Consider the following 20,874-nt stretch of genomic DNA (forward strand, 5'->3'; position numbering starts at 1 on the left):
CGGAAGGCGCCTTCTAGACGCGACAGGCATAAGTCGATCCAGCGACGTGGCGCTCTTTGCCACATAGCTGGATTGCTTATGACCCGAGCGGCTGGCGCATGGAGCTAGACACTAAGAAAAGCGCAAGCGCATTGGTAGACCCGAAAAGCGTTGGCCGACTAAATTCGCCACGTCCTGTGGCAACGTCGGAGGGCCTTAAGATAAAGGCGCGTTTTGCCTTTATCTACAAGGGCTGAAGCGACTCGAGTGCCTAGGAATTGGAGCCTAGACACTATTCTAAGTCAAAAAAGTATAGTTTCTTATCATTTAAAAAAACAGAAAACAGCACCACATGACTAGGGAGGTCATGTGGTGCTGTTTTTTCTATTCTAAGAGAAAGGGGGTGGAATAGTTCTAGTATGCCCGCTAATTCGAATGTTAAACCTCTTGAAATTGATTGTTGTGCAGTCGGGCAAAAATCCCGCCTTTCTTCACAAGTTCATCGTACTTGCCATCTTCCGCAATCCCGTTTTCCGTGACAACAATAACGCGGTCAGCATCACGAATTGTTGCCAATCGGTGCGCGATAACTAGGGTTGTACGATTTTCAGCAAGTTCAGCGAGCGACTGCTGAATAATACGTTCTGTTTCTGTATCGAGAGCAGATGTTGCTTCATCCAAAATAAGAATCGGCGGGTTTTTTAAGAACATGCGTGCAATAGCGAGACGCTGTTTCTGACCGCCCGACAATTTCAAACCACGTTCTCCAATTTGCGTATCATACCCATAAGGAAGTGCAGCGATGAAATCTTCAAGATGCGCTTTTTTTGCCGCTTCAATGATCTCTTCGTCAACCGCATCCAATTTACCGTAGCCGATGTTTTCCCTAATGGTCCCGGTGAATAAAAAGACATCTTGCTGAACGATACCGATTTGTGAACGCAAGGAGTGCTGCGTCATATTGCGTACATCGATGCCGTCAATAGAAATTGCGCCTTCGGTGACATCGTAAAAACGTGGAATGAGTGAACAAATTGTTGTTTTCCCGGCGCCGGATGGCCCGACGAATGCGACGGTTTGCCCCGCGCGTATGTTCAAATTAATACCTTCTAGAACCGCTTTGTTGTCATCATAATGGAAATGGACATCATCGAAGACAATATCTCCATTCAAATGGGCAACAGCGACTGCGTCTGGGCGGTCTTTAATTTCAGGCTCTTGTTCAATTAATTCACGGAACCTACGGAATCCTGCCATTCCTTTCGGATATAGTTCCAATAATGCGCTGATTTTATCGACAGGTTTAATAAGCACATTGACGAATAACACAAAGCTGACAAGTTCGCCATACGACAATTTATCGTTATACGTGAACCATGCTCCAACAACAAGTACGATAAGCGTGACAAGCCGGGTCATCATATACATACTCGAATGGGTCCACGCCATCACTTTATAGGCGACAAGTTTGGCTGTTCTGAAATTGCCGTTGTCTATGCGGAAACGTGCGATTTCAAAATCTTCATTTGTGAAAGATTTGACGACGCGTGAGCCTGACACGGAATCTTCTACACGTGCATTGACGTCTGCGATTTTACCGTACATATTTTGCCATGCTGCATTCATTTTAATATTGCAGAATGTCACGAGAATAATGAGAAAGGGTACCATGATAATTGCAATAAGTGCAAGTTCAGGATTGATGCTATACATGATGGCGAATGCACCGATAAGCGTCATGATGGCGATGAAAACGTCTTCGGGACCGTGGTGGGCCAGTTCACCGATATCAAACAGGTCATTGGTAATCCGACTCATAATATGGCCTGTTTTGGTGTTGTCAAAAAAACGAAATGATTGTTTCTGTACATGGGTGAATAACTGCTGGCGCATATCAGTTTCGATATTGATGCCGAGCTTGTGACCGAGATAGCTGACTATGTATTGAAGGAACGTACTTAGTAAATAAATGATCAACAGTATACTACTAATTGTGATAATTTGTCCCCAGTTCCCTTTGGGCAGCAAATCGTCAATGAACCACTTCACCGCGACTGGAAAGGCTAAATCAAGAAGCGCTACGAAAATCGCACTCGAAAAGTCGATGATGAATAGCCGCCTATGCGGTTTATAGTACGAAAAGAATTGCTTAAGCATTTAGTTTTAGCTCCTTTTGTCTGATTATCGCTAGTATAGCGGATATGAAGGCAGAAAACGATTATTAATTTCAGAAAACGAAATAACTGACTTACGGGACTATAGTTGTATATGGAAGTAAGTATAATTATTCATCTTGTTGGAAAAGTGGAACTATTTACATTTTGAGTCGTATGAGTATAAGTAGATAAAATTAGCAAATGGAAGGAAGCGAATGATATGAAGAATTGGATGAAGGGTATAGCAACTGGAATTCTTGTCCTCGGACTTGGTGCCTGTAGTACCGCGGCGGAGACTAAAACGGATCCGGATACGGGGAAAAAGGTAGAAATCGAAAATAAGAGCAAAATGACAGCGCAGGAAGTTTACAAAAAGGCTATGGAAGTATCTAAAGACCAAAAGAGTATGCATGCAAAAATGGATATTGATCAGCAAATTAAAGTGCCAAGTCAAGAGTTCGAAATGAACAGTACTATAAAAATAGACATGGATATGGTCATGGAACCTCTATCAATGTATCAGAAGATGAATATGGACATGGGGGAGCAAGGCAATATGGACGTGGAAGTCTATATGACAAACGCGGGCTTCTTCATGAATGAACCTGGGTCGGTGGGATGGATTAAGCTGCCAGACGAAATGTACGAGGGAATGATTGGCCAAATGGGCGGAGGAGCAGATCCTACACTCGATATGAACATGTTCAAGGAGTTTGCCGATGACTTCAAGTTTGAGCAAACAGAAGATTCGTACATCCTCAAACTATCCGCGTCAGGTGAGAAATTCAGTAAATTATTCAAAAAAGTAGCTACAGAAAATGTGCCTGCGGGGATGGAAATGAACGAAGAACAGGCGGAAGTGTTGGAAAACATTGAAGTGAAATCACTCGAGTATGAAATCTTCATAGACAAAAAAACATTCTACACGAATGCATTTAATATGAAGATGGATATGACAATGAAAGTCGAAGGCGAAGAAATGCATATTGATCAAAAAGTAAAAGCGGACATTAGCAAGATCAACAAAATTGACAAAATTGAAGTTCCACAAGAAATACTAGATAAAGCTGTCGAGATCAACGAATCGATGGATCAGTGAAATAATGGACGCTGGATATTAATTCCGGCGTCTTTTTAATGCTTAGAAAATTAATAGTTTTGAACTATAGCTAATTTGTAACGTAAAGATATCGCGTCTGTAAGGGGAATCTCTGTGATTTTGTTCAGTATTCTCAATGATAATGATTTTCAGTTATTGTTTGACAGGTGTTTCTAGCATGCTATAATTGAATTTGCAGCTAATCGATAATGGTTTTCATTAATGGATTCTCAATTGGTTGTAAATAATCGATATCGGGGATACCCATGAAGATACGTTACTTACTCATCGCACTCATCAGTCTATCATTCCTATCGTTATTCGTAGGAGTGAGCAATATCACGCCAATGGCACTGCTTGATTTTAAGTCGGAAGAAACCGAAATTTTCTTAATTAGCCGTGTGCCGCGACTTGTGGCCATTCTCCTTGCTGGCGCAGGGATGAGTATTGCAGGTCTTATTATGCAACAGCTAAGCCGGAACAAATTCGTTTCACCAACGACAGCAGGAACTTTGGATGCAACACGGCTTGGGATTCTAGTCTCGATGCTGTTTTTCGCAAACGCATCGACGATTGAAAAAATGATTATCGCATTTGTATTCGCGCTTGCCGGCACGCTACTGTTTATGCAAATCCTTGACCGTATCAAATTCAAGGACGCGATCTTCATTCCACTCGTCGGGTTAATGTTCGGCAATATTTTGTCATCAATTACGACGTTTTTCGCTTACAAAGCGAACGTCATCCAAAATATGTCGGCGTGGTTGCAAGGTGATTTTTCGATGATTATGAAAGGACGTTATGAACTTCTATACATAAGCATTCCCGTACTAATCATCACTTATATGTATGCAAATCGGTTCACAGTTGCAGGAATGGGTGAGGATTTCTCTAAAAACCTCGGGCTTGCTTATAGGCGAATCGTCAATATCGGACTTGTCCTTGTTGCGCTTATTACCACCACCGTCGTCTTGACGGTCGGAATGATTCCCTTCCTTGGATTAATCATTCCGAATATCGTTTCTATTTATAAAGGGGATCATTTACAGAAGACATTGCCCCATACGGCACTGCTCGGTGCGATATTTCTCCTTATCTGCGACATTTTAGGTAGAGTACTAATCTATCCATATGAAATTTCAATCAGTTTGATGGTAGGCGTTATTGGCAGCGGAATTTTCCTCTATTTATTGTTTAGGAGGAAGGCCTATGCGTAACTCAACGAAACTAATCATACTCACTGTATTCGCAGCATTCTTCTGTATTCTGTATCTTTTCCAAGGCTTAAATGGAAGTTTTGACTATGCGTTACCACGCCGCGGTATCAAAGTAATGGCAATGGCTATTACGGGCGTTGCAATTGCGTATTCAACAGTCATTTTCCAAACAATTACACATAACCGTATCTTGACACCGAGTATTATGGGGCTGGACTCACTGTACTTATTGTTGCAAACTGCTGTTATTTTCTTCCTCGGTTCGGGTCATGTGATAATCGTTAATAAACAAGTGAATTTTATAATATCTGTTTCTGCAATGGTCGTATTCGCGCTTCTCCTCTACCGGTTTGTATTCCGGGGCGGCAAACAGCCAATTTACTTCCTGTTACTTGTTGGAATCATTGTTGGTACATTTTTTGGAAGCATTTCAACATTTCTGCAAGTGCTCATTGATCCAAATGAATTCATGCTAGTACAAGATAAGATGTTTGCGAGTTTCAATAATGTTAGCGGAGAGCTCGTCTGGTGGGCACTTGGTATCGTTGTCATAAGTCTTGTCATCGGCTGGAAGTATTTCAATGATCTCGATGTACTATCACTAGGGAGGGATACTGCTATTAACCTAGGCGTATCCTACGATAAAGTCGTCAAGACGATGCTTGTTCTTTCGGCTATTTTGATAGCAGTCTCGACTGCACTTGTCGGTCCAATCACATTTTTTGGTTTGATTGTCGCAAATTTGGCCTATCAGTTTTTCAAAACATATAAGCACACCGTTCTTATTGCAGGTGCGTCTGTTATGAGTATCATTGCTTTAGTTGGGGGACAATGGGTCGTCGAACGAGTCTTCACGTTTTCAACGACACTCAGTGTTATTATCAATTTTGTCGGTGGCATCTACTTCATCTACCTACTATTAAAGGAGAGTCGATCTACATGATCCAAGTCCGTGAACTATCAAAGTTTTATGGTAAAAAAGCGGTCGTTGAAAAGGTCAATGTCAATATCCATCGTGGTAAGATCACATCTTTCATCGGACCAAATGGTGCGGGTAAATCGACGCTCCTTTCAATGGTAAGCCGACTACTAGACGCAGATACGGGTGAAGTGCTGGTCGATAAAAATAATGTTAAACAGATGAAATCCAACGAGTTTTCAAAAAGGGTATCCATATTAAAGCAATCAAACTTCATGAACGTCCGTCTGACAATCCGTGAACTTGTCTCATTTGGCCGCTTCCCGCATTCAAGAGGGAGACTGACTACGGAAGATGTAGGAATTATTGATCAGGCAATGGACTATATGGATTTAATGAGCATGCAGCATGATTATCTGGATGAATTATCGGGTGGACAGCGCCAGCGTGCATTCATTGCAATGGTTATCGCGCAGGACACGGAATACATCCTGTTGGACGAACCGCTTAATAGTCTAGATATGAAGCATTCCGTTCAGATTATGAAAATATTGAGAAGGCTCGTTGACGAGCTTGGTAAAACAGTTGTCATTGTTTTACACGACATTAACTTCGCATCCGTCTATTCGGACAGAATTGTTGCACTGAAAGAAGGTCGTGTCGTCAAAGATGGCCCGACTGATGAAATTATTACTTCCGATGCGTTAAAAGAAATCTACGATATGGATATACCGATTAAACAAATGGCTAATTGCCGCATATGTGTGTACTTTGACTCTTAATAGGGAAAGTACAGGGCATCTGGAGTATAGACTGCTGCCCAATTGAAAAAGCTTGAAAAAATTAAAACTAAAAGGATGGTTATGATGAAAAAAATTACAATTACATTGATGATGTTTGCACTAATGGCTTTTCTTGTTGCATGCGGAACGAAAGATGAAAAACCTGCAGAGAACACAACTGGCGGCAGTAAAGAAACTGAAGTAGCAAAACCTGCAGAACCAGAATCAATGACAATCAAGCATGAACTTGGTGAAACAACTATCACGAAAAATCCTGAAAAAGTCGTTGTATTCGACTTTGGTGTACTAGATACACTCGATGAGCTTGGTATTGATGTTGCAGGGCTTCCACAATCGAATATTCCGTCATACCTTTCAAAATATGAGGATGAAAAGTATAAGAACCTGGGAAGTCTAAAAGAGCCTGATTTTGAAGCAATCCACGCATTGCAACCGGATGTTATCTTTATCTCTGGTCGTCAATCAGGATTATATAAAGAATTAAGTGAAATCGCACCAACGATCTATGTTGGAGTAGATACATCGAAATATATGGAGTCATTCAAAGGCAATATGAATATGGTTGCAGAAATATTTGGTAAAGAAGATGAAATGAAAGAAGAACTTGCTGAAATCGATGCGCAAATCACTACTATTAAAGAAAAAACGTCAACCAATGATGGAAAAGCATTGATCGTTCTTGGAAATGAAGGAAAAGTAAGTGCATATGGAATAAATTCACGTTTCGGTCTTATTCATGATGTATTTGGCTATAAAGCAGCTGATGAAAATCTTGAAATTTCGACGCATGGTCAAAGTATCACATTCGAATATATCCTTGAAACAAACCCGGATACTCTCTTCGTTATAGACCGTGATGCAGCAGTTGGTGGCGATGCAAGTGCGAAAGATTCAATTGAAAATGAACTTGTCATGAAAACAAACGCTTATAAAAACGGTAAAATATTTTATCTAGACCCTGATTATTGGTACCTTTCAGGCGGTGGGCTTCTATCTTTGAAAGAAATGATCAAAGAAATTGAAGCTTCAATGTAAATACTAAATAGAGCCGGTTCACTTAAAAGTGAATCGGTTCTATTTTTTTTGTTGCATAGTAAAATAGAACCCACTGGCTACCCGTGAAAGGCGGTAGTCTATAGCTAGAATTTAGGTGCTGTGAGCTATGTGTATGATTGGCAGTTGGATATACCAGATTAGATCGTAATCACACGAAGATTAAGATTCACTAGGTATATAGGTATAGTATATAGAATAATATGATAATATAAATGTATTAGAGTAAACGGAAATTAGACTTGAAATGGGGGGATGATATGGGGAAATCAATCACGGTAAAAGCAGAAACGATTGAGGAAGCTATCCAGCTAGCCTTATCGGTTACGGAGTTGAAAATGGAAGAAGTCCTTATTGAAGTATTGATGAATCCGCGAAAGGGTCTTTTTGGTTTGCGAAAAACAATGGCTGAAGTAAATGTTACACAAATCCTGGGACCATCGTCCAATATGGAAAAGACGCAATACAGAAATCTGTCAATCGAAGAATACCCAAATGGATTAGATTCGGTTGAAAGGGTTAATCAGGAAGGGAACGATGTGTTAAAGCTGACTGATCTTTCATCGACAATTAGTAAAGCTGCTGGAGCACGTATCATCAATAAAAAGATTGAAACTCAGTTTTCCGGCAATAAATGCCCTGTAGTCATTTCTAGCGGGAACGTAAAGCTCTATATGAATGGTAAACAAGTAGAGCAACAATCAATCATCTCACCGGGGGACATAGTAGAAGTAGCTGTAAATGATGAGCTTATACCACCACACTTTGAGATTCAACTAATCGAACATGACATGCTAGCAATGCTTATTTTCACACCGGGTAAAAAAGTGAAACGCACATTACATGACACAGAATTGGAACAAGTTTTTTGTATTGAGGCAGAGGAGGATATTGAGTACTACAACGATTTAGAACCTCAAGCAATTGTTGACCGTCTGAAATCATTAGGTATACAAAAGGGATTGCTCTTCCCAGCCATCAAGAAAGTGACAGAAGTGATTAAACCGTTCGAAACGATTGTTGCGAAGGGAATATCGCCTATTGAGGGGCTTGACGGAGATTTGGAAATGCATATCGATTACCGAGGGGAAATTTCAAGGAAAATGGAGAAAATTGATTTTCGTGAGATGACCATGATTGTGTCGGTCAAGGCTGGTCAAGTAATTGCAACACATATACCACCAGTGCAGGGAGCGTCAGGCAGTAGTCTTCTTGGGAAGATGGTTCCAGTGAAACAAGTGGATGACATTGTTATGCGTCTAGGCGAAAATGTTGTACAAGTAGACCTTGACATTATTGCAACGGTTTCAGGGAATCCAACAGTGGATTGGCGGAATAAGGTTGTTAAATTGGACATCAGCCGTGAATTTCACCACCGGGGGGAAGTTGATATGGAAAGTGGGAATATCCGCTTTGAAGGGAGTGTGAATGTGCAAGGGAGTATCCATCCATCGATGTTCGTTGGTGCCACAGGAACAGTTGTTATTGGAGGCTCGGTGACGAAAGCGGCGATTCATGCCATGAAATCGGTATTTGTGAATGGGAATGTTTTTTCATCTACAATTAGTGTCGGGAAACAGGAGTTAATAATAAGTGAGTTGACATGTAAGCTTAGGGAAGTCGTTGGGTTCCTAGAACGAATTCGGGCCGCAATCCATCAAGTTCTCTTGATACGGGACCAGACGAGCAATGAATTGAGCCAAGCCGAATTGAACCACCTTATCAGGCTCTTACTCGAAGAGAAATACATGGAATTCCAGGACTTAAATAGGCACTTTATACAGAAAGTGAAAAATCATAGCCTTCAACTATCGTCAGAATGGACTGAAATGGCTAGCAAATTATATGAAGTATTTATAACATCTAAAAATAAGCAATTAAAAGATATGAGTGGTTTAGAGTCTTTAATCTTGGAAGTGAAAAACCTTGTGGAATTGTATGGTGAAAAAGCGGAACCGCAATTATTACTTTCAGTACCCTACGCCATCAATAGCGTGTTATATAGTAATGGCAATATTGTGGTGACCTCAAAAGGGCTATATCACAGTTCGGTTACAGCAGGTCACGATATAAGCGTGCACGGCGTTTGCCGTGGCGGAGAAATCATCGCTTCGAATAAAATATCCCTTCAAAATACAGGTTCTGTGAATGTAGTGAAGACGGTTATTCGAACAGGAGAACAAGGGAATATTACGATTGGGCATGCACATGCGGGAACAGAAGTTCATGTCGGAAGTAGGTCGTATATATTTACAACTAGCAAAATGGGCGTGTATGCACGGCTGGATGATGAGGGCGTGCTGTTGATCGACTAACGTAACTCCTTTAGTCAAAAAAATATTCTAGGTCAGATGTTGAGATAGGGAAACCCGTAGCATACAATAGTTCTAACCTAGAAATAGAAAGAAGATGTCTGCATGGATGGAAATGTACTGTTTGCATTCGCTCTTACTGTATTTGCGGGACTTGCAACGGGAATCGGTAGCTTGCTCGCATTTTTCACAAAAAGAACGAATACAAAGTTCCTCTCGATAGCTCTTGGATTTTCAGCGGGCGTTATGATTTATGTGTCACTGGTCGAAATATTTGTAAAAGCAAAAGATGCGCTTGTAGTAGATCTAGGCCTTAACAATGGCTATTGGGCGACAATCGCCGGCTTTTTCGGAGGTATGTTAGTGATTGCAATTATCGATCGTCTGATTCCTGCGATTGGGAATCCACATGAGGTAAAGAGTGTTGAACACGTGAATGCAGGTCCGACGAATGATGAATATGCTAAGCTGAAAAAAATGGGTATGTTTACGGCCCTTGCTATTGCCATACACAACTTTCCAGAGGGGATTGCAACTTTCACTTCGGCGTTGCAAGACCCTACGCTTGGAATCGCTATTGCCATCGCAGTCGCAATACATAATATTCCAGAAGGGATTGCTGTCGCCGTACCTATCTATTTTGCAACGGGTAATCGTAAGCAGGCATTCAAGTTGTCGTTTCTTTCTGGATTGGCAGAACCGGTTGGCGCGATTGTGGCCTACCTTATTTTGATGCCGTATTTGAACGGCGTTATGTTCGGGGTTATCTTTGCCGCAGTTGCGGGCATTATGGTGTTCATTTCAATCGATGAATTACTGCCTGCAGCTAGGGAATACGGCGAAGCGCATTTGTCGGTCTACGGTTTTATGGCGGGAATGGCCGTAATGGCTGTCAGCCTCGTTATTGTCGCGTAAAAAAACCTTTGTGTGGGTTTGGTGTTTGAGGTATACTGACAGGTGTAAAGACACCAGTTTGCACACTACACGACAAGGGGTAGACATATTATGAAGAAACAGAAACAGGAAATTTCTCGAAATAAATTATTAGGGCTAGCGGGAACGGGCTGGATGTTCGATGCAATGGACGTGGGAATTCTGTCGTTCGTTATCGCGGCACTTGCAGTAGAATGGCATTTGACGCCGTCTCAGATGGGCTGGATAGGCAGCGTAAACTCGATTGGGATGGCAGTCGGTGCATTAGGATTTGGAATGCTTGCGGATAAAATCGGAAGGAAAAACGTATTTATGATGACGCTTGTCCTGTTCTCTGTGGCTAGCGGGTTGTCTGCGTTGACGATGACGCTAACCGCTTTTCTAATTCTCCGCTTTTTTGTTGGAGCGGGCCTTGGCGGCGAGTTGCCAGTCGCATCGACATTGGTATCTGAAAGTGTAGAGGCGCATGAACGGGGACGCGTTGTCGTTCTTCTTGAAAGTTTCTGGGCGGCAGGATGGCTGATAGCAGCCTTAATCGCTTACTTTGTTATTCCGAACTATGGCTGGAGACTTGCCCTAATTATTACTGCGTTGCCTGCGTTTTACGCCATTTACCTTAGGCGCAGACTACCAGATTCTCCAAAGTTCGAGTTAGATGGAAAACCAAAACAATCAGCTATAGAAAAGATTAAAACACTATGGTCGAAAAAGTATGCACGACGAACACTCATGCTTTGGATAGTATGGTTCACGGTTGTATTTTCGTATTACGGTATGTTCCTTTGGTTACCGAGTGTAATGGTAATGAAAGGATTTGATTTAATCCACAGCTTCAAATACGTACTTATTATGACGCTTGCTCAATTACCAGGTTATTTCACGGCTGCCTGGTTAATAGAAAGGGCGGGAAGGAAATTCGTCCTTGCCACGTATCTACTTGGAACTGCAGCAAGTGCATTGTTCTTTGGTAACGCAGAAACACTTCCATTGCTCCTTACTTCGGGTGCACTGTTATCCTTCTTTAATTTAGGTGCTTGGGGAGCTCTGTACGCGTATTCACCAGAACAATATCCGACTGCAATTCGTGCAACGGGATCCGGAATGGCGGCAGCGGTTGGTCGTATTGGCGGTATATTTGGACCGTTGCTCATCGGCACACTTCTTGCGGCAGGATACGGATTTGGTTTAATTTTCGGCATCTTCTGCGGCGCGATTATTATAGGTGTACTAGCCGTTGTCTTTTTAGGAACGGAAACAAAACAAACTGAGTTGGAATGAATTTTTGGCCTACCTTTTATAATAAGGGTGGGTCTTTTTGGTTTTTTAAAATGAAACTTCCCCGCTGTTCATCCGTAAAAGAAGGTAAGGATAAAAGGAGATGAGAATATGTCAGTACGTGAATTTACTGTAACTATTTCACCAGCGGCGGCGATGAATGCTATCGAGACATTCGTTGTTGGAGGGAGTATCAGTGGAACGCTCATCGATCGGTATGTCAGACGTTTCGGCGAACAGGAAGTCCATATCGTCGTGTTGGAAAAGTATTATATGCGGTCCAGCAACCGCGCATCGCTTACTGTGACAATTGATAACTTGGAAGGACATACAAAAGTCCATGCGGTCGCATCCGGCAGTTCGGAGGGGATGTTCATGCGCTTTGATTGGGGCGCGGGAAATAATTTTGCAAACAGTGTGGAATTAGCATTAGGGTCGTATATAGTGGGTTAGAATGTGGAGTGAGCATAATACTCATATTATATAATATGTAGTAGCCATTGAACTCAATGCCAGATGCTGACATCAGGTACTTGTTTCAACCCAGCGAAGGCGCCTTACAGGGTTTAGACTGGTAGCAAAGCTATTCTGCTTATAGCGAAAGAGCGAAAGGCATCCCCTATGCGCCGATGCGGTATGGAGTGGAATCATTCATTCAACCTACGTAGTCAATAGTATTTCCTAGATACTGAACAACACGCCACGTCAGTAGCAATATAGCCTGAAGCCTTTCCTTTTGATGGAAAGGCTTATTTTGTTAAAATGAATACACAAGAGAGGGGTGCTCAGATGTTCCGTATACCTGAATCGATTGCGAATCTTGGCCGGGAACGGATAGCGGGTTTTCCTGTGGAGGGGTTCCTTTACGGAGAAGGTCCAAAAAAACCGGAGCTGATGTTAATAGGTGAAGCACCTGGTGAATTCGAATTGGTTGATGGCATTCCCTTTATCGGTCGTGCTGGTAAGGAGCTGATGAAGTCACTCGCGACGATCGGTTTAACACGTGAAGACGTCTATATTTCAAGTGCGGTGCGAAGTAGACCTTATAGATGGGGAACGAAAAATAACCGCGACGGAACGACGACAGAACGGAAATATAATCGCCCACCAACCATGAAAGAAATTTTGGCACATGCACCCGTGCTCGATTATGAATTAGCGAACATTGAGCCGAAACTCATCGTTACACTAGGTAACGTCGGATTGCAACGGTTACTTAGCAAAGAGGCGAAAGTGACCGAACTGCACGGTCAGCTGTTGGAGCGACCCATTCACTATTTAAATGAGCTAGAAGATACCACGTTTAACTGGACAAAAAAGGTGTACAAGATTGTGCCGACATTTCATCCAGCATCTATTTTTTACAGGCCATCGCATCGACCGTCGCTAGATGCAGATTGGTTGGAAATCGGTCGCATATTACGAGAAGCAGATAGATAAAATACAAAAGGAGGAGTTCTATGATCCGCTTTGATAATGTAACAAAACGTTTTACGGATGGGACGGAAGCATTGAAAAATGTATCCGTGACAATCCCTACACATAAGTTAACGGCCATTATTGGCCCTTCTGGCTGTGGAAAAACGACGCTTATGCGGATGATTAATCGGCTGGAAATGCCGACAGAAGGTGCCGTCTATATCGATGAGCTGCCAATTTCTGAACGAGATGAAGTGGAGCTACGCCGTTCAATCGGCTATGTCATTCAACGAATCGGTCTTATCCCTCATATGACGATTGAAGATAATATTGCACTTGTTCCTGAATTACTAAAGTGGGATAAAGGAAGAATTTCTGTTCGTGTCGATGAACTACTTGAAATGGTGGATCTCGATCCTGCTGTATTTAAGAAACGTTATCCTTTTGAACTATCAGGGGGTCAACAGCAGCGGGTCGGTGTTAGCCGAGCGCTTGCGAGTGACCCGAACATTATTTTAATGGATGAGCCCTTTTCGGCACTTGATCCTATCAGCCGAGAACAGCTCCAGAAAGAATTGAAGAAGTTACAGAAGAAAATCAAAAAGACTATTGTATTTGTAACACATGATATGGACGAAGCGCTCGACATTGCAGATGTAATTATTATCATGCGGGACGGCCAAATTGAACAGATGTCTTCACCAGGTGACTTAATTGAAAAACAAGCGAACGATTTTGTTCGTGAATTCATCGGAATTGAGCGGATAGACAGACAGCGTAATTTCGGTCAGAGGCCTATTAAAGAGTTCACTAATTTTTTTGATGAAACTTGGACAGGTGAAGTAAGAGAAGTGACTTCGTTACTGACAGTCGATGATGCAATTACTGTCCTGGATGCTTATCCTAACAGTCGTCTAGCTGTAGCCGAGGATGGAGTTGTAATCGGCTATATTGGTCATCATTCGCTCTTGCAAGCATCAATGGAGAACGGGAAATGGGTGAAATCATGAAGAACTTTATAGAGACGGTGACTAGTCGTTCAGACATGATTACAGAAGCTTTTCTACAACATATTTTTCTGTCTTTCGTAGCACTTGCCATCGGGATACTCATTGCCCTACCAGCTGGAATGTTGGTTGCCCGTCATCGTCGTTTTGCAGAGCCAATCATTGGTGTAGCGGCGATTTTACAGACGATACCAAGTCTTGCTTTGTTCGGTTTTCTTGTTCCGCTCATCGGAATTGGCTCAAAGACCGCACTTATTGCACTTATTATTTACGCGCTGTTGCCAATTGTGCGCAATACATATGCAGGTCTTACGGGTGTCGATGAAGCGATTGTCGAAGCGGGACGCGGAATGGGGATGACCCCCAATCAAATCTTGAAGAAAATTGAGTTTCCGATTGCCTTGCCTGTCATCATGGCAGGTATCCGGACGGCGACTGTGCTGACGGTCGGCATTGCCACGCTTGCAACGTTCGTCGGAGCAGGCGGGCTGGGAGATGTTATTTACAGAGGTTTACAATCCTATAACAACGCGCTTGTTCTTGCAGGGGCACTGCCAGTTGCATTACTCGCCATCGCTTTTGACTTTATTCTGAAATGGGTAGAGAAGAAGGTAACACCAAAAGGCGTACAACATTGATAGGGGGAAAAAAGATGAAAAAAGGATTGGGAATTATTTTAATGTCGTTGACACTGCTACTTGGGGCGTGCGGCGGTAAAGATGAAATTGTCATTAGTGGAAAGCCGTGGACAGAGCAATTCATACTGCCGCATATTTTAGGTCAATACATTGAGGCGGAAACGGATTATAAAGTGAAGTATAAAGATGGTTTAGGTGAAGTAGCCATCATGACACCAGCACTTGAAAAAGGCGATATCGATCTTTACGTAGAATATACAGGAACGGGTTTAAAAGACGTTCTGAAAGAAGAATCGAAAGCTGGAGAGAGTTCTGAAAGCGTGTTGGAACGTGTGAAAAAAGGGTATGAAGATAAGTTTGGAGTGACATGGCTAGAGCCACTTGGTTTCGAAAATGGCTATACATTGGCATTCACGAAGGATAAAGAATACGATGCGAAAACGTACTCTGACCTCGCAGGTATTTCAGCCAGTGAAGATATGGTTTTTGGCGCACCACATGCTTTCTATGAGCGTAAAGGTGATGGCTATGATGATATGGTGATTGGCTATCCATTCACATTTAAAGATACAAAGAGTCTGGATCCGAATGTGATGTATGAAGCGGTGAAGAACGGTGATGTTGATGTTATTCCAGCGTTCACGACAGATAGCCGTATCCAGATGTTCGATCTTGCAACAACGGAAGATGATTTAGGCTTTTTCCCTAAATATGATGCAGCACCAGTCGTGCGTCAGGAAACATTGAAGAAGTTTCCTGAACTTGAAAAAGTGCTTAATAGCTTAGCAGGAAAAATTACGGAAGAGGATATGTTAAAAATGAATGCCCGCGTTGATTTGGATAAAGAAAAGCCAGAAGACGTTGCCCGCGCGTTTTTGATTGAAAAAGGATTAATTAAGGAATAAAGAAAAGCGAAAGGCGCCGCCCAGCCCCGATAGGCATAAGACGGTTTGCGAGGAGGCGTACTTCAGCCCCCACAGCAAAGTGGCTTATGACCCGAGGGGTTGGCGCCTGGAAGGAACGCAGCTTAAGGGCGCCACTTCCTGTGGCAACAGCTGCATGACCTACATCCTGTAGGCCCAAGCGCTGGAGGGCCTTAAGAGAAAGGCAGCCTAAGTTCGCGACGTCCTGTCGCAACAGCTGCATGACCCACTTCGTGTGGGCCGAGGGACTAGGCGCTGAAGCTGGACAACAAGAAAAGCGTAAGCGCCTGTTTAGACCCGAAAAGCGCTGGAGGGCCTTAAGAGAAAGGCGTCCTTTGCCTTTAACTTAAGGACTGAAGCGACTCGAGGGACTAGGCGCTGAAGCTAGACACTGCTCCAAGTTGAAAAACTTATCCGTTATCTATTAAACAAAAACCGTTCCCGCAAGATTGGGAACGGTTTATTTAATTCATACAGGGTATTTTATGGCATTCTTCTTCATCTTCGCACGTGCAGCTTCTTCCAAATTAATTCCAAGAAGGTCCGCGAATTGCAAGAGATAAATAAATACGTCCGCCGCCTCATCCGCGATTTCTGTTTTATTATGAGCGACTGCTTCCTCTCCAGATTTCCATTGGAAGTGTTCCAGCAGCTCACTTGCTTCCAAAGAAATTGAAATGGCGAGATTTCGAGCATCGTGATTTCCGCCCCAATTGCGTGCTTGCGTGAATTCACGTATTTCAGTTTGAAGTTTTTCCATATTCATCTCATCCTATCGACTGTTTTTCTTATTGCTTAGAAGGCTATATATTTCTCGTATTGTGGAAATGTTACAAGTTGGAGATTTGTCGTCTAGACTCCAGCGCCTAGGAGCTCTGATCATAAATCAAACCAGCTACGAGGCAAAGGATTCCGCTTCGCTGGTCCGCTTTATGCCTGTAGTTCCTAAGCAAGGCGCTTCCACTTTTGTTTAGTATACGGTATTTAGAGTTGTGATTCTAGGGAATAGTAAGAGTGAAGTGGAGGAAGATTACCGTGTATACACCGATAAATAAATCATTTTTTGAGGCACCTGTACTCGAATTGGCCCAAAATTTGCTTGGACAATATATTGTTCACGAACAGCCGGAGGGAACTATTGTGGTCCGTATTGTGGAAACGGAAGCGTATCACGGACCTGAGGATCAGGCGGCACATAGTTTTGATAATCGTCGAACGAAACGTACAGAAATCATGTTTGGAACGGCGGGACTTGTTTATACCTATCAAATGCATACGCATACCCTGATGAATGTTGTAGGTGGTCCAGTAGGAACACCGCATGCAATTCTTATTCGGGCTGCTGAGCCGGTGGCGGGATTTGAACTGATGCAGGCAAACAGGGGACCTAATTTGAAAATGAAAGATTGGACGAACGGGCCAGGTAAATTGGCGAAAGCCCTTGGCGTGACAATGCAGTATTACGGTCATCATTGGACAGATGGGCCGTTGTATATTGCAGAAGGTACTGTACCGGCAGAAATATTGGCGGGTCCTCGGGTGGGAATCGGGAATTCTGGAGAAGCAGTTCATTATCCATGGCGTTTTTATGAAAAAGATAATCCTTATGTCTCGAAATATCGCCCCTAAGTTTAATTGTCGCCAGGGCAGGGAATAGGAAGAGTGTACTAACAAAAAGGGAGTGTATTTAAATTGGCTAAGATAGCAACTTTAATCACGAATCTATTCGAAGACTCAGAGTACAGCGAGCCGGCAAAAGCTTTTGAAAATGCTGGACATGAAGTAGTAACAATTGAAAAATCAACAGGTGTAGAGGTGACCGGGAAACAGGGAAATGCAAAAGTTATAACGGATTACGGTATTGACGATGTAAAACCGGAAGACTTTGACGCATTATTTATACCTGGGGGCTTCTCTCCGGATCAGTTACGTGCAGACGACCGCTTCGTGCAATTTGCGAAGACGTTCATGGACGATAAAAAACCGGTATTCGCAATCTGTCATGGTCCTCAGCTATTAATTACGGCCAAAACCCTCGAAGGAAGAGATGCAACGGGTTATAAATCGATAAAAGTCGATATGGAAAATGCCGGTGTCAAATACGTGGACAAAGAAGTTGTCGTGTGCCAAAACCAGCTCGTCACAAGCCGTACACCTGATGATATACCAGCGTTTAATCGTGAATCATTAAAGCTTCTCAAAAAGTGAATAGTATTACCAAAATAGAAAAGTTACAAAAAAGGCCGATTATGCGGCCTTTTTTGTATTAGAAGAAGACCATAAAACCCAAAACTGTTGAGAGCATTTGACGTCTAGACATCAATGCCTAAGGGGTATGGTGGGGATATGCCAACCCGAAAGTTTTTCCGTCTCTCAGCTGGTCTGTCTTATATCTGCCGCTCTTGACTAGGCGCGTTGGCTTTTGTTATTGTTGAATAGGTGTTGGAAGAGTGATAAGTTAGAAGAGTACTATTACACTTAAGATTGAAATTTATGTCGTTTTATAGAGTTTCTAATTTTTGGCGCGGTTTACTAATAGGGGGACAACATGAAAAAAGTACTTAAAATGGGAAGCGCTTTCATCGGTATAATCGTAGGAGCAGGTTTCGCTTCCGGACAGGAAGTTCTAAAATACTTTACAAGTTTCGGTCTTCTTGGCATCGTGGGGGCAATTATTTCGACAGCATTGTTTGCTTATCTCGGAATGATGCTTACTCGACTTGGAAGTCGTATGCAGGTCACTTCTCATAAAGAAGTCATCTATAAAATTAGTGGTCGTTACTTAGGGGTTATTGTTGATTACATAATAGTTTTTACGCTATTTGGCGTTGGAGTAGTCATGATTGCAGGAGCAGGTTCGAACTTTGAGCAGCAGTTTGGATTGCCGTCATTCGTTGGCAGTCTTCTATTGGTTGTTCTAGTCATGTTGACAGTCATGCTTAATGTTGATAAAGTCGTAGGCATAATAGGAAGTATTACACCCTTTTTGATTCTCGCGGTCGTTCTAGTATCTATTTATTCTTTACTAACTATGGAAACGTCTTTCGCAGTGCTCGATCCGATTGCGCAAGGTGTAAAAACTACATTGCCGAACTGGTTCATCTCGGCAATCAACTATGTATCGTTTAACATTGCTGTGGGTGCCTCCATGACCCTAGTTATGGGTGGAACAGAGAAGGATGAGAAAATAGCGGCGTGGGCCGGATTTGTCGGAGGTCTTGGTCTAGGGATACTAATCTTGCTAAGTCACTTGGCAGTTTTTGCGAAAGTTGAAACGGTTGGAGATGCTGCTATGCCGATGCTAGCGATTATCAATGATATTTCGCCTATACTCGGCTTTTTCATGGCGTTCGTTCTATATGGAATGATATTTAATACTGCGGTCAGCATGTTCTTTTCATTCGGAGCGCGTTTTGTTCAAACTGACACGAAGAAATTCAATATTTTTGTTTTTATTTCTCTCGTGATTGGGTTTGGGTTGAGTTTTGTTGGCTTTACAGATCTTGTAAATTACTTCTATCCTACAATGGGATACCTTGGTCTGTTCCTAGTAGGAACTCTTGTTTTCGCATCGTTCAAACTACCTACAAAGGTTGTAAGATAAAGCTAATTCATAGTACACATAGGGACGGTCACGGAGTTCAGCTTCGATGACTGTTCCTGTTTTTGCCGCTTGGGAAATTATAAAACCCCTAACCGGTGAAAATTTTCGGAAAGTGATATTTCACGTCTAGTCTCCAGCGATTGTGGACTCGAGTCATAGACATTTGATCAGGCGCATGTGCTTATGTCGCAGCAGATTGTGTCGAAAACAAGTCGCTCTTTCAGAGAATAAGGCGATTGAACACTTATGAAGGTTGAGTTGGTTCCATGTAAAATGGTTTAATAGAAATAGTTAACTTGGAAGGGTGAACAGCTTGCTTCACTATAGAACTTACGAAATTAGCCCGACAACCCCTTGGGTAACATTCATACATGGCGCGGGCGGAAGCTCTTCCGTCTGGTTCAAACAAATCCGGGAATTTAGGAAACAGCATAACGTTCTCCTAATTGACCTTCGAGGACATGGACAATCTGCCGGTGGAATGTGGAAAAAAGGGGATACATTTTTGGATATATCGAAGGAAGTAATTGAAGTGCTAGACGAAGTCGCCATAAAAGACACGCATGTTATCGGCATGTCACTCGGGACGATCGTCGCACAGACAATGGCAGATAACTTCCCGGAACGTGTAAACTCACTTATTCTTGGTGGGGCAATTATTCGTTTCGATATTCGAACAAAGTTATTATTATTGGGAGGACGTGCAGTAAAGCGTTTTGTCCCATATATGCTCCTTTATAAATTGTTTGCTTATATTATTATGCCCCGTAAACAGCATGAAGAATCGCGAATGGCTTTCGTCAACGAAGCTAAAAAGGTGTACCAGAAGGAGTTCATTAGATGGTTTTCACTTACTAAGCTTATCAATCCATACTTGACCCGCCTACAAGCATCGACAACGGCCATTCCAACATTATTCTTGATGGGTGAGGAAGATTATCTGTTCATCCCGCCGATTGAGGAAGTTGTACGTAAAAATAAAGGATTTGAATTCATTAAAATAGAAAAGTCCGGACATGTTTGTAATATCGACCAACCGGAAATGTTCAATAAGTTAGCTATCGATTATATAGCTAAAATTGAACAAAGAAAAGCCGCCATCCTACTGGGATGACGGCTTTTTTGCAGATTGATAAATTAGTACGCCTGTTGATTAACTATTTACTTGCATAAAATACTGGCGAGAAGAGCTTGATGACTTTCATTTTCATTGGGTCATTTCCGGTTCGCTTTCGGCTAACTAATCACGACAGGTTTATCGAGGGGAAAGTGTGGCTAGAAGTGACTTCGTCACTTCTAGTCACACTTTTTTCGGTAATACTATTGCGAATAGTTGCCTGTCGCGTACCTACAATGTTCAAGTGAAAAGTACGGTTATGTTTGAAAGAAAAGAATAGATGATTTTCTATAGAGAGTGTAAGTGCCCGAAGATGCAATTTCGGGCACTCTAGTGCTTTGTACAATGTGTTTCTTGCTTACTTTTAGCAAAGAGTATACATCTAATCATGTGATGCTTTATAAAAAGCGACACTTTTTT

Annotated in this window: 19 protein-coding genes; 17 read left to right on the top strand and 2 right to left on the bottom strand. The window is 42.4% G+C overall.

Annotation, left to right across the window (positions count from 1 at the left end; genetic code table 11):
• Nucleotides 1-417: 417 nt before the first annotated feature.
• On the bottom strand, nt 418-2,136 hold the full coding sequence (locus I2484_RS13265; RefSeq protein WP_207151521.1) for an ABC transporter ATP-binding protein: 1,719 nt from the start codon (nt 2,134-2,136) through the stop codon (nt 418-420).
• Nucleotides 2,137-2,355: 219 nt separating this feature from the next.
• Between I2484_RS13265 and I2484_RS13270 the strand changes: the two genes are divergently transcribed.
• The 13 genes from I2484_RS13270 (at nt 2,356) to I2484_RS13330 (ending at nt 15,715) form a co-directional block, all read left to right on the top strand.
• Nucleotides 2,356-3,234 (top strand): DUF6612 family protein, encoded by an 879-nt coding sequence (locus I2484_RS13270; protein WP_207151522.1) that lies wholly within the window; start codon nt 2,356-2,358, stop codon nt 3,232-3,234.
• 266 nt (nt 3,235-3,500) lie between these two features.
• Nucleotides 3,501-4,451, top strand: a complete 951-nt coding sequence (locus tag I2484_RS13275) for an ABC transporter permease (RefSeq protein ID WP_207151523.1) — start codon at nt 3,501-3,503, stop codon at nt 4,449-4,451.
• Entirely contained in the window at nt 4,444-5,394 is a 951-nt protein-coding gene (locus tag I2484_RS13280; RefSeq protein WP_207151524.1) for an iron chelate uptake ABC transporter family permease subunit, read from the top strand. The genes I2484_RS13275 and I2484_RS13280 overlap by 8 nt, the downstream gene beginning before the upstream one ends.
• Entirely contained in the window at nt 5,391-6,152 is a 762-nt protein-coding gene (locus I2484_RS13285) for an iron ABC transporter ATP-binding protein (RefSeq protein ID WP_207151525.1), read from the top strand. Before I2484_RS13280 ends, I2484_RS13285 begins: the two co-directional genes overlap by 4 nt.
• A gap of 84 nt (nt 6,153-6,236) precedes the next feature.
• Nucleotides 6,237-7,208, top strand: a complete 972-nt coding sequence (locus I2484_RS13290) for a siderophore ABC transporter substrate-binding protein (protein WP_207151526.1) — start codon at nt 6,237-6,239, stop codon at nt 7,206-7,208.
• Between the two features lie 278 nt (nt 7,209-7,486).
• Nucleotides 7,487-9,541 (top strand): flagellar assembly protein A, encoded by a 2,055-nt coding sequence (locus tag I2484_RS13295; RefSeq protein WP_207151527.1) that lies wholly within the window; start codon nt 7,487-7,489, stop codon nt 9,539-9,541.
• Nucleotides 9,542-9,643: 102 nt separating this feature from the next.
• Nucleotides 9,644-10,453: a zinc transporter ZupT gene (zupT, locus tag I2484_RS13300; RefSeq protein ID WP_207151528.1), complete on the top strand. Its 810-nt coding sequence runs from the start codon at nt 9,644-9,646 to the stop codon at nt 10,451-10,453.
• A 90-nt stretch (nt 10,454-10,543) separates the two neighbouring features.
• The gene (locus I2484_RS13305; protein WP_207151529.1) at nt 10,544-11,749 is read left to right on the top strand and encodes an MFS transporter; all 1,206 of its coding nucleotides are present in this window, start codon (nt 10,544-10,546) and stop codon (nt 11,747-11,749) included.
• 108 nt (nt 11,750-11,857) lie between these two features.
• The gene (locus I2484_RS13310; protein WP_207151530.1) at nt 11,858-12,199 is read left to right on the top strand and encodes a DUF6054 family protein; all 342 of its coding nucleotides are present in this window, start codon (nt 11,858-11,860) and stop codon (nt 12,197-12,199) included.
• Nucleotides 12,200-12,535: 336 nt separating this feature from the next.
• On the top strand, nt 12,536-13,186 hold the full coding sequence (locus I2484_RS13315) for a uracil-DNA glycosylase (protein WP_207151531.1): 651 nt from the start codon (nt 12,536-12,538) through the stop codon (nt 13,184-13,186).
• A gap of 20 nt (nt 13,187-13,206) precedes the next feature.
• Nucleotides 13,207-14,175, top strand: coding sequence for an ABC transporter ATP-binding protein (locus tag I2484_RS13320; protein ID WP_207151532.1), 969 nt, complete (start codon nt 13,207-13,209; stop codon nt 14,173-14,175).
• Nucleotides 14,172-14,810 carry an ABC transporter permease gene (locus tag I2484_RS13325; RefSeq protein WP_207151565.1) on the top strand — a complete coding sequence of 213 codons (639 nt, stop codon included), beginning with the start codon at nt 14,172-14,174 and terminating at the stop codon, nt 14,808-14,810. Before I2484_RS13320 ends, I2484_RS13325 begins: the two co-directional genes overlap by 4 nt.
• A gap of 14 nt (nt 14,811-14,824) precedes the next feature.
• Nucleotides 14,825-15,715, top strand: a complete 891-nt coding sequence (locus I2484_RS13330; protein WP_207151533.1) for a glycine betaine ABC transporter substrate-binding protein — start codon at nt 14,825-14,827, stop codon at nt 15,713-15,715.
• A gap of 487 nt (nt 15,716-16,202) precedes the next feature.
• Here I2484_RS13330 and I2484_RS13335 read toward each other — a convergent pair whose 3' ends face one another.
• Nucleotides 16,203-16,493 carry a nucleotide pyrophosphohydrolase gene (locus I2484_RS13335; RefSeq protein WP_207151534.1) on the bottom strand — a complete coding sequence of 97 codons (291 nt, stop codon included), beginning with the start codon at nt 16,491-16,493 and terminating at the stop codon, nt 16,203-16,205.
• Between the two features lie 275 nt (nt 16,494-16,768).
• Between I2484_RS13335 and I2484_RS13340 the strand changes: the two genes are divergently transcribed.
• From I2484_RS13340 to I2484_RS13355, 4 genes are all read left to right on the top strand, one after another.
• Nucleotides 16,769-17,362: a DNA-3-methyladenine glycosylase gene (locus tag I2484_RS13340; protein ID WP_207151566.1), complete on the top strand. Its 594-nt coding sequence runs from the start codon at nt 16,769-16,771 to the stop codon at nt 17,360-17,362.
• Between the two features lie 63 nt (nt 17,363-17,425).
• The gene (locus I2484_RS13345) at nt 17,426-17,941 is read left to right on the top strand and encodes a type 1 glutamine amidotransferase domain-containing protein (RefSeq protein WP_207151535.1); all 516 of its coding nucleotides are present in this window, start codon (nt 17,426-17,428) and stop codon (nt 17,939-17,941) included.
• Nucleotides 17,942-18,281: 340 nt separating this feature from the next.
• Complete coding sequence (locus I2484_RS13350) at nt 18,282-19,337, top strand: YkvI family membrane protein (protein WP_207151536.1); 1,056 nt, start codon at nt 18,282-18,284, stop codon at nt 19,335-19,337.
• Between the two features lie 313 nt (nt 19,338-19,650).
• A complete protein-coding gene (locus tag I2484_RS13355) occupies nt 19,651-20,451 on the top strand; it encodes an alpha/beta fold hydrolase (RefSeq protein WP_207151537.1) in 801 nt (266 codons plus the stop codon).
• The last annotated feature ends 423 nt before the right edge of the window (nt 20,452-20,874 follow it).

Source organism: Sporosarcina sp. E16_8 (assembly GCF_017347095.1).
Lineage (GTDB): Bacteria > Bacillota > Bacilli > Bacillales_A > Planococcaceae > Sporosarcina.